Below are 13,926 nucleotides of genomic sequence, written 5' to 3' on the forward strand. Positions count from 1 at the left end.
CATACTATCCTTACCACCTTCAATTTATTTTGTACAGTCGAATCTATTTTATTTTATAAATTTAAAAAAATCAAGGATTTTGACATCCTTTTGCAATACTAATTTAATATATGTGGTCATTAAGGTTTTCAATATGTCATTCAAACCTTTACTAATTCTTATTTTACTTAGCTTTTTCAAATCTGTTGCAGCAATTATTAAGATTTTTTCAACAACTTCAAGATTTACTTCCATATCATCTTCTTCTTTACACTCTGTGCAGACAACACCTCCATTTTTGAAAGAGAAAAAAATACGGCTCAGGTGTGACTTTTGACATTTCACACATTGGGTAAATTGAGGGAAAAATCCCGTAAAGATTAACATTTTAATCTCAAAGATTCTGCATATAGTCTCAGGATCTGCCCCTTTTTTCAGCATATACAGTGAGTTCAAAAGAAGTCTTAGCACGTCCTCGTTTTTTTGCTCAATCTGGATGAAACTGTCTACAAGCTCTATAAGGTAACTGGAGTAAATAGTAAGGTAAACATTTTGAGTAATGTCAAAAAACGATTCAATTACACTTGCTGATGATATAGAGTAAATCTCCTTTGTTTTTGTAAACACAAACTCTGAATATATAAGCGGCTGTGATACAGCACTCAAAGGACTCAATGTTCGTCTGCAATTTTTTGAAAGTGCCTGGATCTTTCCAAGCTCGGATGTTAAGATGGTCAAGATCTTGCTTGACTCTTCAAAATTTACATCTTTTAGCACAATGCCTTTTGCCTTTATGAATTTCATTATCCATCAGACCTCTTTTAGGTTATATCCCAGCATCTTCATTGCAGATATATCATCTCGCCAGTTCTTCTTAACCTTTACCCAGAGCTGAAGATTAACTTTTATTCCAAATAACATTTCAAGTTCTTCGCGCGCTTGCATTCCAATTTTCTTTAGCATTTGTCCACCTTTTCCAATAATTATTGCTTTGTGGGATTCTTTTTCACAATAGATAGTTGCTTCTATATCTAAAATATCCTTATCTTCTCTTTCAGAAAACCTTTCAACCGAAACTCCCACACCATGTGGTACTTCTTCAGAAAGATTTAACAAAATCTTTTCTCTGATTATTTCAGAGACAATAAAGCTCTCTCTCACATCTGTTGTCATATCGTCAAGATAGTACTTTGGACCTTCTGGCAATAGCATTTTGATTTTTTCTAACAGTACATCACAATTATACCCATTGATTGCGGCTATCTCGATTATAAATTCAAAACTTAATCTGCCTGAAAAAAGACTTTTTAAAATCTCGATATTCTCCTTGGATGCTAAATCAGCCTTGTTTAAAACCAGTATCTTAGGCGTTTGAACCTCTTTTAACTTTTCTAAGATTGTTTCATCCCACGGACCAATTCCACTGTCAGTAGCTTCAATAATATAAAGGATTAAGTCTACTTCTTTTAGGGTCTTTTCAGAAACCTTTACCATATATTCACCAAGTTTGTTCTTAGGTGGGTGAACACCAGGTGTATCAATAAATATTACCTGTGCATCATTCAGGGTCAGTATTCCTTTTATGCTATTTCTTGTTGTCTGTGGTTTCGGTGAGATTATTGAAATTTTTTTTCCCACAAAGTAATTCATTAGCGTTGATTTACCAACGTTTGGACGTCCTATCAATGCTACAAATCCTGACTTAAATGCCATTAATGATATCACCTCATCGTTTATTATTAAAAAGATTATTGTATTTAATCTCCCTTTAAATTATCATATCATATGTGTTCAATTTTTAACAGGAAGGGTGAAAAATAATTTATTATGAGACTTGTATACGTCATAAAAAAAGAGGATTTGAATATGACATACAAAGAAATTCTAAGAAAAAAGTTATTTCTCTCATCAACCCTTTTAAGCAAGCTAAAATCAAATGGACAAATAAGGTTTATACCACCAATTTTTTCAATCAATCAACACCCAACTGCCGAGTCAATAATAGAGCTTGAACTAAAGGATATCTATTCAAATATAGTTCCAATAAAAGGTAGTATTGATATTTTATTTGAAGATCAATTCTTTTTGTTTGTAAACAAGCCATCTGGTATTCCATCACATCCATCTAAAGGCCATTACTTTGACACTCTTGCAAATAATGTTGAGTGGTATTTAAATTCTCAAGGAGTTACGTCACATATAATAAACAGGTTAGACAAAGACACTTCTGGAATTGTAGTATTTGCCAAAAACTCTTACTTTCACAGTATAGTTTCTTCGGAATTTGAAAAAAGGACAATTGAGAAAACATATATAGCTGTGGTGGATGGAATTTTGACAAAAAAAAGTGGGTTTATAGAAAAACCCATCAGCAGGTCAAATGATGGAATAAAAAGAGAAATTAATGAAGATGGTGATTATGCAATCACCTACTACGAAGTAATTGCCTACAAAAGTAACTACTCAATCTTGAAACTAAAGCCTATTACTGGCCGTACACATCAGTTAAGAGTACATTTGGCATCAATTGGTTATCCTATTGTTGGTGATGTTCTTTATGGAACAGGAAAATATAAAGACTTTCCGCTATTGCTTCATGCATATTCAATAAAGTTTGATTTTAACTTAATAGAAAGACAATACAATATCACTGCTCCACTACCACACTATTTTTCTGAGTTTCTTGGCTGTGAGTTGGAGCTTTAAAATTTGTTACAAACTTTTCTATTCTGTCTAAAGCCTCTTTTATAGTTTCTATTGAATATGCATATGAGCACCTGATAAACCCCTCTCCACAACTTCCAAATGCAGTTCCTGGTACAACGGCTACCTTTTGCTGATACAAAAGCTTCTCAGCAAACACTTCTGATGAAAGTCCAGTTGATTTTATTGAGGGAAAGACATAAAACGCTCCTTTTGGTTCAAAACATTCAAGTCCCATCTTATTGAACCTACTCACCATATATCGTCTTCGGCGATTGTACTCCTCTCTCATCTTTTCAACTTCAGCTGCCCCACTACGTAAGGCTTCAATTGCAGCGTACTGGGAAAACGTGGGAGCACTCATTATAATGTACTGATGTACTTTTGCCATTGCTTTTATAAAAACCTCATTTGCTGCAACAAACCCAAGTCTCCAACCTGTCATTGCAAACGCCTTCGAAAAACCGTTTATTAGTATTGTTTTATCTTTCATCTCTGGAAAATTGGCAATAGAAACATGTTCACCCTCATATGTAAGCTCAGCATATATTTCATCTGAAATAACAATAATGTCTTTATCCTTCAAAACATCGACAAGCTCTTTTAAGTCCTCTTTAGTCATAATTGCGCCTGTTGGATTATTTGGATATGAAAGTATTAGAGCTTTTGTCCGTGGTGTAATTTTAGGAATTATATCATCTGCTCGAAGTTTAAAATCATTTTCTGCTTTTGTCGGAACCTCAACAGGAATACCCCCTGCAAAAATTGTACAGGGTTTATAAGAAACAAATGAAGGTTCAGGAATTAATACCTCATCGCCAGGATTTATAATACTTCTTAGTGCAATGTCAATAGCTTCACTTGCACCAACTGTAACTAAAATTTGTTCTCTATAATTGGGGTAGTTAAGGTCAAATCTTCTCTTTAGGTAATTGCTGATTTCTTTTCTGAGTTCAAGTAGTCCATAGTTTGATGTGTAATGTGTATGCCCTTCTTCAATAGAGTATATGCCCATATCTCTTATACTCCAGGGTGTAACAAAGTCTGGCTCCCCAACGCCAAGCGAAAGAGCGTCTTTCATTTCAGAGACGATATCAAAGAATTTTCGAATACCAGAAGGTGGAACACTTTGAACAGACCTTGATAGAAATCTTTCTAAGTTCACGGTGTTATTACCTCCCTGTCATCCTTCTCACCATCTTCTAAGATTACCCCTGCGTCTTTGTATTTTTTCATTATAAAGTGGGTTGCTGTAGACAAAACATATTCAAGCGGTGCAAGTTTAGAACCTACAAAATGGGCAATATCTTTCATTGTCTTTCCTTCAACAATTACATGTAAGTCATAATTTCCAGAAAGAAGATAAACCGCCTTGACCTCTGGAAATTTGTATATCCTTTTTGCAATTGCATCGTATCCAACACCTCTTTGAGGAGTTACCTTTACCTCAATTATTGCTTCCACCACCTCTTTTTCTGTCTTTTCCCAATTGACAATTGTGTGATACTTGACTATTACCTTTTCATCTTCAAGCTTTTTAATTACTCTTTCAATCTCCTCTTTCTTTTCATTTAGCATAATGGCAATTTCTTCTGCAGAGAGCTTTGGGTTTTGCTCAAGAAGTTCTAAAACCTTTATTTCTGTGTTCATATATCTTCATCCTCCTTTGCAAGATGTTTCAAAAATTCTATCAAAAATCCTCTTTCCTTCATATTTTCAATCACTTCATGGTTTATAATGATACCTGATGGTAAAATAAGGTTACCGTCAACGTAAAAATCTCTTCGCAATTTCCTTAAAGATAACTCTTCTTCATTATTAAGTAAACTTTCTATATCATCTACAGTCTCTTTTAGTTTTTTAATGGTTTTTTCTTTCTGCTTTTTTATGTACAAGATGTGATTAAGTGTATTCTCTTTAATTTTTTCAAGCTCTTCTAAGCTTTTTGAATATTCAGCTTCAACCTCTGAAGCCTTTTTTGAATAATATTCCTTCCATTCATTAAAAAAGTACTCATCAACAAATCTTTGGTAGCAGCTTATGTCTTTGACATGTACGGAAGACAGCTGAAGACTTAACCTCTCAATCTCCTTTTTAAGTCTTTCGTTTTCTTTTATAAGTAGTTCTTTTTGGTTTTCAAGCTTGTAAGATTGGTTTTTAAAATCTTCATTTAACTTTTCAATATACGCCCTTACCTCAACTTTTGAGTATCCAAAAAAGGAGGTTGGAAGTATCATTCAAGCTCCCCCTCTTTTATGTTTACAATTATCACATCATCACCAATTACAACTATATTTTCCCATCCAATAAATTCTGTCTCCCACCGGAAATTTCGCCTTTTTCTAATCTCTATGCCGCAAATATTTCCATCATCGTCAATCAAAACTTCTATGTCATCTGAATTGCCTATAATCTTTCCTGAATGCTGACACACAATAGGCTTTGAATTTTTTATATTACTCAAAAGCAATCTTGATACCACCTCTTTTTCGAAATTGTTCAAATACCGGTTGAACCAAAACCACCATCTCCACGCTCTGTTTCAGAAAGTTTGTAAACCTCCTCTATTCTCGCCTTTTCATACTTGCATATCACCATCTGAGCTATTCTATCACCTCTTTTTACTACAAACGGCTCTTTCCCAAGATTAATCAAGATTATACATATCTCTCCTCTGTAGTCATTGTCAATTGTTCCAGGGGAATTTAAAATTGTAATGCCATATTTTAATGCAAGCCCGCTTCGTGGTCTTATCTGAGCTTCATAGCCATCTGGAAGCTCTATGTATATCCCTGTTCTGATAAGCTTTATCTCACCAGGGTTGATGACCACTTCATTCTCCACACAAGCAAAAAGGTCCATCCCGGCAGAACCAGCTGAAGCGTATTGAGGCAAAGGTAAATCTTTTGCATCATCTGCCCTTTTTATCTTTAAAATCATCTGTCTTCCTCCCCTTTTTCATTCGGTTACAAGTCTCTCCTCAAAAATTTTACTATCTATCTCTTTTTTGTTTCCCACAACAGCTACAGAAAACTCTTTTGTCAATACTTCTCTTACTATGTCCATAACTTGGTCGAATTTAATAGAATTAATCATATTAATTATCTCCTGCATTTCAATTATTCTATTTAAAAGTAGCATATTCTTCCCAAGGTTTGACATCCTGCTACTTGTGTTCTCCAATCCAAAAATTATACTTCCTTTTATCTGCTGTTTTGCGACCTCCACCTCATCAGGAGTTAAGTTTCCCCTTATCAGGAGTTTAATCTGGTCAAGAATCTCTTTATAAACCACTCCTACATTCTTTGGGCTTGTTCCAGCGTACACTATTAATGTCCCTACATCTTTATAAGTGCTGACAAAAGAATTTATACTGTAAACAAGTCCAAGTTCTTCTCTTACCTTCTGAAAAAGTCTTGAACTCATGCCACCACCAAGTATGTTTGAAACTATTAACAACTTATAAACATTTTCATCTTCTTGACCAAAACCTTCGAATGCTATTGCAATTTGGGCTTGGTCACTCTTCTTTGACTTTATAACTGCTCCCCTTTTGAAGATAGGTTCTGATGAGTTATTCGTGTCTTTTGATTTTAAATATCTTTCCCAACTACCAAAATATCTTTCACATAAATCTATAAGATGGGCTTCATCAAAGTTGCCAGCCACTGAAATCACTACATTTTCGGGCTTATATCTCTTTCTCATAAAATTTAATATCTTGTTTCTGTCAATCCTTTTTACAGTAGATTCTTTCCCAATTATTGGATATGATAACGTTTCCCCTTTCCATATCAAATCATTTAATGCTTGGTACAAAATTTCTTCCGGGTCATCTTTTGACATATTAATTTCCTCAATTATAACAGTTTTTTCTTTCTCAATATCCTCTGGATTTATTAGAGGATTTAGAAGTAAATCAGACAGGATTTCAAATGCTTTTTCCAAAAACTCGTCTAATACTCTTACATAAAAACAAGTATACTCTTTTGCAGTAAACGCGTTTATTTGCCCACCTATGGATTCTATTTCATAGACTATTTCTTTGGAGCTTCTATTTTTTGTACCTTTAAAAAGTATATGCTCGATAAAATGAGAAATCCCATTCTCACTTTTAGTCTCATACCTTGAACCTGCTAATATCCATGCTCCAACACTTACTGTCTTTACAGTATCTACTTTTTCATACACGAGCCGAAGATTGTTGTCAAGTTTGTAGAGATTTATCAACCATTCTACCTCCTCAGCAACCAACGTCATTGTCACAACAACATTCCCAGCAGGCGATTATCTGACATATTGTACATATATCACAGTCATCATGGCGTCTATAACCCCTGTTATATGCTGACCATTCGTAATTTCTTGAGGTTGTCTCAAACTGTTCTTTTGCACGTCTGTATTCAAAATTGCTGGGGTCACGACTATATGCCTCAACAAAATACCTGTAGGCTTGATTTATCCACCCTCTTTTTTGATATATTATTCCCATTAAGTAAAACCACTCTGCATCATTTTGTGGGTTTTGATTGAGCAAGTTCTCTGCTGCACTTAAATTGCCTTGCGCAATTAAATCTCTTGCTTGCTGGTAAATAGAATTTTGGTCATATGTAGAATACTCATAGCTTGAGTATTGATCATTCATAAGTATATTATATGCTTCATTAATCTCCTTTAACTTCTCTTCCGCAAGTTCACGCAGTGGGTTGTCTTTAAATTTATCTGGATGATACTTTTTAACAAGCTCAAGATAAGCTTTTTTAATCTCTTCTTTTGTTGCACCTTTTCTCACACCTAAAATCTCATACGGGTCTCTCATCACATCTTCAACTCCTTAAAAAAGTTTGCTTTCAATTTGTTTATTACCTCTTCTGTCTTTGAGTACATTCCAAGTTGAACTATATTGTCTAACAACTGATTATTATACCCTTTTATAAGTCCATTCAATCTGGCAAGATAATTATCTAAACTCACTTTAAGGATACTTATCTCTCTTTCAAATAGAGCACTGTTCTCTTTGCACCTTTGAAGATGATATTTCAAACAATTATATCTCTTTTTTTTCACATCATCAATATAGTCATCAATGGCATCAACAAGGTATATCCAAACACCAGTATAAAAACCTATCTCTCTTAACTTTGGATCGTTATTGTATGCAAAAATCTCAGCCAAAATCTGGCCAAAATTGTGTGCCACCTCATCAATGTTTTGACATTCTGATTTTTCAAGCAAAAGTTGCTTCTCAAATAGTTCTTTTATCTTTTTAAACGATGTAGGATACATTCTTGTTATCTTTTTGAGATATGGTCTTAACACATTGTATAAAGTAAAACTTATAAGTCGTTTTTCGTCAACATAATCATCATAGAGTTTTAAAAAACTCAACATCACCATTTGGTCGCTTACATACTCTAAAATTTTATTTGATTTGATAAATACTCCCTTTTTTTTGAGGATGAGCGATACATCTTGTATTGCCGAATTCTTCTTGTATGTTAAAATGATCTTTTAAAATCAGGTATAAAAACACAAAATCGTAATTTAAAAATACTCTCGGAATATTACCAATCTTTTTTGTCTGCAGACATATTCCACAGTAGATTGCTTTATAATAATTGTAATCTCGTATTTTAAGTTCGGGCTTATACGGCACGACATATCCAAACAACTTTAGAAAGCTTCCCCTTACGTCTTTATTTTCTTTATGTTTTTATAGTAGCAAAAATAAAGGCTGTTGTTAAGTAAAATTTAGTTGATTTTTTTCATAAGACTAATTAATATTATCTTGATAGCAAATCAACTTTTTTAGGGGGAAAAAGAAGATGGGTTATAAATACTGTCCAAGATGTGAGTTAAACAGAATACCTGAGGAGGAAGACCTCTGCCCTATTTGCAAAAGGGATTTAGAGCAGCTAAAAAAGGTCACAGAAGAAAACATGAAACTTTGTCCATACTGCCATGAGGAGTATATTCCAGAGGACCAAGACATGTGTGATTCTTGTTTTGAAGAAAGACTTTTAACAGGTGTTGTTGATGACGCTGAGATAGAAGAAGATGCATTGAAAGAACCAGAGCCAGAGAATTTCGAAAGCGACTTTGTAGATATAGAACCAGATATTCTGACAGAACTACCAGATGAAGAAATTGACCTTGTGGACACTCCATTAGATTTTGAAGAATTAGATGTGGACGAGGAAGTGCTGTTAGAAGACGAAGAAGTTAAGGAAGATGAGGAAGAGGAAGAACATAGCGAGCCTGCAAAAGAAAAAGAGACTACCAATAAGACCAAGAAAGAAGGAAAAGGTGAAAAAAAGAAAAGTAAAAAGAAAAAATAAACGAAATAAAAGAAAAAAGTGGGCTATTTTATTAAACTTACAGCCCACTTTTTATATTAGTCACCATTTTTACGTTCTTCAATCATTCTTAGCCTGTTTATAGCTCTATACAAAGCTGCCTGATATCTTTCAAACTCATCTGGCGGAAGTTTTTGCTGAAGTTTCTTTTCAGCTCTTTCTTTCGCAGCTAAAGCTCTTTGTCTGTCTATTTCCTCTGGCCACTCAACAGCGTCAGTCAAGATAACAACCTTGTTTCGGTTAACTTCAAGAATACCTCCCGCAATTGCTGCCTCGCGCCATTTTCCATCCTTTTTTATCCTAAGTTTTCCAATTCCAATGGGTGTGACAATTGGTTCATGTCCTGCCATTATACCTATTTCTCCATCTATTGCACGAATAACTATCATCTCTACTTTGTCTTTAAAAAAGACTCTCTCAGGTTGCAAAACTTCTAATTCAAATGTTGACATTTTGCAGTATCACCTCAAAACTTATTTACCCTTCATGTCCTTTTCATAGTTCTCATAAACCTCATCAATTGTTCCAACCATGTAGAAATACTGCTCAGGGATATGGTCCATTCTGCCCTCAATTATTTCTTTAAATCCTCTTATTGTATCTTTCAGCTTGACATATCTTCCAGGTCTTCCTGTGAAAGCTTCAGCAACAAAGAACGGCTGAGAAAGAAATCTCTGAATCTTTCTTGCTCTGTAGACAATCAATTTGTCTTCTTCAGAAAGCTCATCCATACCCAATATTGCAATGATATCCTGAAGTTCTTTATACCTTTGCAAAATCTGCTGGACTGTCCTTGCAACATAATAGTGCTCTTCACCCACAATTCGTGGGTCAAGTATTCGTGATGTAGAGTCAAGCGGGTCAACTGCAGGATATATACCAAGCTCAGCAATCTGTCTTGACAAAACAGTTGTTGCATCAAGGTGAGCAAATGTAGTAGCAGGTGCTGGGTCAGTGAGGTCATCAGCCGGAACATAGATTGCTTGAACAGAGGTTATTGATCCTCTTTTTGTAGAGGTTATCCTCTCTTGCAAAGCGCCGACCTCGTTTGCAAGTGTTGGCTGATACCCAACAGCTGAGGGGATTCTTCCTAACAGCGCTGATACTTCAGAACCTGCTTGGATAAATCTGAAAATGTTGTCAATAAACAAAAGCACATCCTGCCCTTCTACATCACGGAAATACTCGGCCATGGTAAGACCAGTGAGGGCAACTCGCATTCTTGCCCCTGGTGGCTCGTTCATTTGGCCAAAGACCAAAACTGTCTTCTCTATAACACCTGATTCGTTCATCTCAAGCCAAAGGTCATTTCCCTCTCTTGTTCGTTCACCAACCCCAGTGAATATTGAAAATCCACCATGTTCTGTTGCAATATTTCTGATAAGCTCCATGATGAGAACAGTCTTGCCAACACCTGCACCACCAAAAAGACCAATCTTCCCACCTTTTGCATATGGTGCTAAGAGGTCTATAACCTTAATTCCTGTCTCAAAAATCTCTACTGCAGGCACCTGTTCTTCAAATGAAGGTGCACTTCTGTGAATTGGCCAGTAGTCCGCGGCCTGTACTTCGCCTTTGTTGTCAATTGGCTGGCCTAAAACATTGAATATTCTCCCCAACGTCCCTCTTCCAACAGGAACTTTAATGGGTCCACCTGTATCAATTGCCTTTACACCTCTTCTGAGCCCGTCAGTTGAACCCAAAGCAACACAGCGAACAGTATCATTGCCCAAATGCTGGGCAACCTCTGCAACAAGCGTCTTTCCATCAAAATGAATCTCAATTGCATTATTAATAGCTGGAAGGTTACCACTTTCAAACCTCACATCTACTACAGGACCAATTATTTGAACAACATAACCAACATTTTGTTCCATCTTTGGCTACACTCCCTTTAAAATCAAGTTTAAATAGTTACTTATTTCAAAGCAGCTGCACCACTTATTATCTCTGATATCTCCTGAGTAATCACTGCCTGGCGTTCCCGATTGAGCTTTAACACGAGTTTTTGTATCATTTCATCTGCACTTTTTGTTGCATTGTCCATTGCTGTCATCCTTGCAGCAAGTTCACTTACATATGAGTCCATCATTGCCCCAAAGATTATACCTTTTAGATATTCATATATAACAACATTAAGCACATCTGTTGGGGTTGGTTCATATCTTATTGTCTCATCTTTCTTAACCTCACCAGACACAAATTCACTTGGATCAAGAGGAAGAAGTTTCTTTACAACTACATCTTGTTTGATTGTGGAAATTAGCTTGGTATATATGATATAAAGCTCATGAATATCTCCTCTATAGTACTTTTTTACAACATTTTGTGCAATCACCTTTGCAACTTTTACAGACACAGACTGAGTCTGATAATTAAAATTTTCTTCTACTTTGTAACCATGGCGGAATAAAAAATTTTTTCCAACAATGCCTATTGGAAAAAATAATACTTCTCCCTCTTTTGAAATCTTTTCGTACAAATTCAAAGCGCTTCTTATAACATTTGCATTGTAACCGCCACACAGCCCTTTGTCACCACTAATTACAATTACCCCAATCTCTTTTTGTCCCTCTTTATATGACCCTTCAAAGAGAATGTGATTTGTCTCCATACCATGTATCACAAGATCTTTCATAAATTCGTTTATTTTTTCAAAATATGGTCTGGTACTGTCAAGTCTATCTCGTGACCTTTTCATCTTAGATGCAGAGATGAGATACATAGCTCTTGTAATCTTTTTTGTCTCACTGACACTTCTAATCCTTGACTTTATCCACCTTGTTTTGTTTGCCATCTTTAATTTCACCTACTTGCTACTTTTAAATCTCTCTTTGAACTCACTAATTACCTTCTTTAACAGTTCTTCATTCTCAGGCGTCAAGTCCTTTGTCTCTTTTATAGAATCAAATATTTGCGGATAGTTTGCAGAGATGTATTGGACTAATTTCTCATTAAATTCTCTAACTTTATTTACTTCTATATCCATTAAATACCCATTTACTGCACTATAAAGGATGACAACTTGGTGCCAAACAGGTAGTGTCTTGTATTGAGGCTGTTTTAGTGTCTCTACAATTCGCTGACCTTGGGCAAGTCTTTCACGAGTTGATTTGTCAAGCTCTGAACCAAACTGAGCGAAAGCTTCAAGTTCTCTGTACTGTGCCAAGTCAAGTCTCAATCTTCCTGCAACTTTCTTCATAGCCTTTATCTGAGCATTGCCACCTACTCTTGAAACTGATATACCTGCATTTATCGCGGGCCTTATACCAGCGTAAAACAGCTCACTTTCAAGATATATCTGGCCATCAGTTATTGAAATGACATTTGTGGGAATATATGCTGAAACATCACCAGCTTGTGTCTCAATGATAGGTAAAGCTGTAAGAGAACCTCCACCACGCTGGCTATTTAACTTTGCAGCTCTTTCTAAAAGTCTTGAATGAAGGTAAAAAACATCCCCCGGATATGCTTCACGGCCAGGTGGTCGTCTCAAAAGAAGTGACATTGCCCTGTATGCAACTGCGTGTTTTGATAAGTCATCGTAAACTATAAGAGCATCTTTTCCAGATTCCATAAACTCTTCTCCCATTGCACAGCCTGCATAAGGTGCTAAGAATTGAAGTGGTGCTGAGTCACTTGCAGTTGCACTGACAACAATTGTATAGTCCATTGCCCCATATTCCTTTAATGTGTGCACTATCTGCGCAACAGTTGATGCCTTTTGACCAATCGCTACATAGATGCAGTATACTCCCTGGTCTTTTTGATTGATAATTGTATCAATCGCAATAGCAGTTTTTCCTGTTTGCCTATCTCCAATAATAAGCTCTCTTTGGCCTCTTCCAATTGGAATCATGGCATCAATTGCCATAATGCCTGTTTGAAGTGGAGTTTTAACAGGCTCTCTTTCAATAACGCCTGGCGCTATCCTCTCAACTGGTCTGTACTTCGTTGCATTGATGGGGCCCAAACCATCAATAGGCTGACCCAAGGCATTTACAACTCTACCTAAAAGCTCTTCCCCAACAGGTACCTCTACTACTCTGCCTGTTCTCTTGACAATTGTACCTTCTTTGATTTCCCTGTCATTTCCTAAAATAACGCACCCAACATTGTCTTCTTCCAAGTTAAGCGCCATTCCATAAACGTTGTTAGGAAATTCTAAAAGCTCACCAGCCATACAATTGTCAAGGCCGTGTATTCTCGCAATACCATCTCCTGACATAATCACAACGCCAACGTCATTTGTTTCTATCTTCTTTTCATAGTTTTTTATTTGCTCTTTTATGATTGAGGCAATCTCATCTGGTCTTATAGTTACATCAACCATCTTAAATCATCACCCCTAAATAGCATTCTGGATAAGTTCTTTTTTTATCGAATCCAATGCACCTTTAATTGTAGCGTCGACCTCAATATTGTTGAATAAAAGTTTTATTCCTCCAATGATACTTCTATCAACCTTAACTTTAAAGCGCGGATTTTTAACATCATACCTTTTCAAAAGCCAGTTTGATATCTTTCTCAAAACGTCCTCGTCAACTTCTTCTGCTACAATAACCTCAACATCTACATTACCAATTGCCTTGTCATACATTTCTTTATAATAAAAAGGTATATATGGAAGTAAAATCTCTCTTCGTTTGTCGATTAGCAAATAAATGAGATTGACAATATATCTATCAATGCTTTCATCAAGAAATTGTTTTATCTTCTCTTTTTTATCAGATACTTTCATCTCAAGGTCAAATAAGACATCTACAAACTGTTTATTTGTCTTAAACAAGTCATATATTTTAAAAAGGTCTTCATAAAACTTCTCAAGCTTTCCCTCTTCTTGAGCAAGCTTAAGTAACCCTTCAGCATATCTTTTTGCTGGCAACAT

18 protein-coding genes are annotated in these 13,926 nt (G+C 35.7%); 2 read left to right on the forward strand and 16 right to left on the reverse strand.

Going from position 1 to position 13,926, the window contains the following annotated elements; genetic code table 11:
- Positions 1-48: 48 nt before the first annotated feature.
- Together recO and era are read right to left on the reverse strand one after the other, a co-directional pair.
- On the reverse strand, positions 49-783 hold the full coding sequence (recO, locus tag PGC14_RS05540) for a DNA repair protein RecO (RefSeq protein WP_039763924.1): 735 nt from the start codon (positions 781-783) through the stop codon (positions 49-51).
- A gap of 6 nt (positions 784-789) precedes the next feature.
- Positions 790-1,692 (reverse strand): GTPase Era, encoded by a 903-nt coding sequence (era, locus tag PGC14_RS05545; protein ID WP_039763925.1) that lies wholly within the window; start codon positions 1,690-1,692, stop codon positions 790-792.
- Positions 1,693-1,806: 114 nt separating this feature from the next.
- Here era and PGC14_RS05550 point away from each other — a divergent pair, with 114 nt between their 5' ends.
- Positions 1,807-2,685 carry an RluA family pseudouridine synthase gene (locus PGC14_RS05550; protein ID WP_039763926.1) on the forward strand — a complete coding sequence of 293 codons (879 nt, stop codon included), beginning with the start codon at positions 1,807-1,809 and terminating at the stop codon, positions 2,683-2,685.
- Here PGC14_RS05550 and PGC14_RS05555 read toward each other — a convergent pair.
- The 9 genes from PGC14_RS05555 to PGC14_RS05595 are packed head-to-tail and all read right to left on the reverse strand — an operon-like array spanning position 2,627 to position 8,338.
- Positions 2,627-3,847 (reverse strand): aminotransferase class I/II-fold pyridoxal phosphate-dependent enzyme, encoded by a 1,221-nt coding sequence (locus tag PGC14_RS05555; RefSeq protein ID WP_039763927.1) that lies wholly within the window; start codon positions 3,845-3,847, stop codon positions 2,627-2,629. The two genes, PGC14_RS05550 and PGC14_RS05555, sit on opposite strands and share 59 nt — an antisense overlap.
- Entirely contained in the window at positions 3,844-4,332 is a 489-nt protein-coding gene (locus tag PGC14_RS05560) for an Lrp/AsnC family transcriptional regulator (protein WP_039763928.1), read from the reverse strand. The genes PGC14_RS05555 and PGC14_RS05560 overlap by 4 nt, the downstream gene beginning before the upstream one ends.
- Entirely contained in the window at positions 4,329-4,919 is a 591-nt protein-coding gene (locus PGC14_RS05565) for a hypothetical protein (protein ID WP_039763929.1), read from the reverse strand. Before PGC14_RS05565 ends, PGC14_RS05560 begins: the two co-directional genes overlap by 4 nt.
- A complete protein-coding gene (locus tag PGC14_RS05570) occupies positions 4,916-5,152 on the reverse strand; it encodes a PRC-barrel domain containing protein (RefSeq protein ID WP_127351769.1) in 237 nt (78 codons plus the stop codon). The genes PGC14_RS05565 and PGC14_RS05570 overlap by 4 nt, the downstream gene beginning before the upstream one ends.
- A 29-nt stretch (positions 5,153-5,181) precedes the next feature.
- Complete coding sequence (dut, locus tag PGC14_RS05575) at positions 5,182-5,622, reverse strand: dUTP diphosphatase (protein ID WP_039763930.1); 441 nt, start codon at positions 5,620-5,622, stop codon at positions 5,182-5,184.
- 18 nt (positions 5,623-5,640) lie between these two features.
- A complete protein-coding gene (locus tag PGC14_RS05580; RefSeq protein ID WP_271629750.1) occupies positions 5,641-6,912 on the reverse strand; it encodes a M16 family metallopeptidase in 1,272 nt (423 codons plus the stop codon).
- 13 nt (positions 6,913-6,925) lie between these two features.
- Positions 6,926-7,501, reverse strand: coding sequence for a J domain-containing protein (locus tag PGC14_RS13250; RefSeq protein ID WP_039763933.1), 576 nt, complete (start codon positions 7,499-7,501; stop codon positions 6,926-6,928).
- The gene (locus PGC14_RS05590; RefSeq protein WP_271629751.1) at positions 7,501-8,079 is read right to left on the reverse strand and encodes a DUF5685 family protein; all 579 of its coding nucleotides are present in this window, start codon (positions 8,077-8,079) and stop codon (positions 7,501-7,503) included. The genes PGC14_RS13250 and PGC14_RS05590 overlap by 1 nt, the downstream gene beginning before the upstream one ends.
- 25 nt (positions 8,080-8,104) lie before the next feature.
- Positions 8,105-8,338: a DUF5685 family protein gene (locus PGC14_RS05595; protein WP_271629858.1), complete on the reverse strand. Its 234-nt coding sequence runs from the start codon at positions 8,336-8,338 to the stop codon at positions 8,105-8,107.
- 169 nt (positions 8,339-8,507) lie between these two features.
- Between PGC14_RS05595 and PGC14_RS05600 the strand changes: the two genes are divergently transcribed.
- Positions 8,508-9,020 carry a hypothetical protein gene (locus PGC14_RS05600; RefSeq protein ID WP_039763935.1) on the forward strand — a complete coding sequence of 171 codons (513 nt, stop codon included), beginning with the start codon at positions 8,508-8,510 and terminating at the stop codon, positions 9,018-9,020.
- 56 nt (positions 9,021-9,076) lie between these two features.
- Here PGC14_RS05600 and atpC read toward each other — a convergent pair whose 3' ends face one another.
- Genes atpC through atpH form a run of 5 tightly spaced genes read right to left on the reverse strand, consistent with a single transcriptional unit; the run spans position 9,077 to position 13,926 of the window.
- A complete protein-coding gene (atpC, locus tag PGC14_RS05605; protein WP_039763938.1) occupies positions 9,077-9,490 on the reverse strand; it encodes an ATP synthase F1 subunit epsilon in 414 nt (137 codons plus the stop codon).
- Between the two features lie 21 nt (positions 9,491-9,511).
- Complete coding sequence (gene atpD / locus PGC14_RS05610) at positions 9,512-10,915, reverse strand: F0F1 ATP synthase subunit beta (RefSeq protein ID WP_039763939.1); 1,404 nt, start codon at positions 10,913-10,915, stop codon at positions 9,512-9,514.
- A gap of 41 nt (positions 10,916-10,956) precedes the next feature.
- Positions 10,957-11,835 (reverse strand): ATP synthase F1 subunit gamma, encoded by an 879-nt coding sequence (atpG, locus tag PGC14_RS05615; RefSeq protein ID WP_271629752.1) that lies wholly within the window; start codon positions 11,833-11,835, stop codon positions 10,957-10,959.
- A gap of 12 nt (positions 11,836-11,847) precedes the next feature.
- Positions 11,848-13,371 carry a F0F1 ATP synthase subunit alpha gene (atpA, locus tag PGC14_RS05620; protein WP_039763947.1) on the reverse strand — a complete coding sequence of 508 codons (1,524 nt, stop codon included), beginning with the start codon at positions 13,369-13,371 and terminating at the stop codon, positions 11,848-11,850.
- A 15-nt stretch (positions 13,372-13,386) separates the two neighbouring features.
- Positions 13,387-13,926, reverse strand: coding sequence for an ATP synthase F1 subunit delta (gene atpH / locus PGC14_RS05625; protein ID WP_271629753.1), 540 nt, complete (start codon positions 13,924-13,926; stop codon positions 13,387-13,389).

The sequence above is a fragment of the Caldicellulosiruptor sp. DIB 104C genome, from assembly GCF_028198085.1.
Taxonomy (GTDB): domain Bacteria; phylum Bacillota; class Thermoanaerobacteria; order Caldicellulosiruptorales; family Caldicellulosiruptoraceae; genus Caldicellulosiruptor; species Caldicellulosiruptor saccharolyticus.

What these genes read in the sequence shown, in the direction of transcription:
- recO (WP_039763924.1), bottom strand. Translation starts at nt 783, where the DNA reads ATGAAATTCATAAAGGCAAAAGGCATTGTGCTAAAAGATGTAAATTTT.
- era (WP_039763925.1), bottom strand. Translation starts at nt 1,692, where the DNA reads ATGGCATTTAAGTCAGGATTTGTAGCATTGATAGGACGTCCAAACGTT.
- PGC14_RS05550 (WP_039763926.1), top strand. Translation starts at nt 1,807, where the DNA reads ATGAGACTTGTATACGTCATAAAAAAAGAGGATTTGAATATGACATAC.
- PGC14_RS05560 (WP_039763928.1), bottom strand. Translation starts at nt 4,332, where the DNA reads ATGAACACAGAAATAAAGGTTTTAGAACTTCTTGAGCAAAACCCAAAG.
- PGC14_RS05565 (WP_039763929.1), bottom strand. Translation starts at nt 4,919, where the DNA reads ATGATACTTCCAACCTCCTTTTTTGGATACTCAAAAGTTGAGGTAAGG.
- dut (WP_039763930.1), bottom strand. Translation starts at nt 5,622, where the DNA reads ATGATTTTAAAGATAAAAAGGGCAGATGATGCAAAAGATTTACCTTTG.
- PGC14_RS13250 (WP_039763933.1), bottom strand. Translation starts at nt 7,501, where the DNA reads ATGAGAGACCCGTATGAGATTTTAGGTGTGAGAAAAGGTGCAACAAAA.
- PGC14_RS05590 (WP_271629751.1), bottom strand. Translation starts at nt 8,079, where the DNA reads ATGGTGATGTTGAGTTTTTTAAAACTCTATGATGATTATGTTGACGAA.
- PGC14_RS05600 (WP_039763935.1), top strand. Translation starts at nt 8,508, where the DNA reads ATGGGTTATAAATACTGTCCAAGATGTGAGTTAAACAGAATACCTGAG.
- atpC (WP_039763938.1), bottom strand. Translation starts at nt 9,490, where the DNA reads ATGTCAACATTTGAATTAGAAGTTTTGCAACCTGAGAGAGTCTTTTTT.
- atpD (WP_039763939.1), bottom strand. Translation starts at nt 10,915, where the DNA reads ATGGAACAAAATGTTGGTTATGTTGTTCAAATAATTGGTCCTGTAGTA.
- atpG (WP_271629752.1), bottom strand. Translation starts at nt 11,835, where the DNA reads ATGGCAAACAAAACAAGGTGGATAAAGTCAAGGATTAGAAGTGTCAGT.
- atpA (WP_039763947.1), bottom strand. Translation starts at nt 13,371, where the DNA reads ATGGTTGATGTAACTATAAGACCAGATGAGATTGCCTCAATCATAAAA.
- atpH (WP_271629753.1), bottom strand. Translation starts at nt 13,926, where the DNA reads ATGTTGCCAGCAAAAAGATATGCTGAAGGGTTACTTAAGCTTGCTCAA.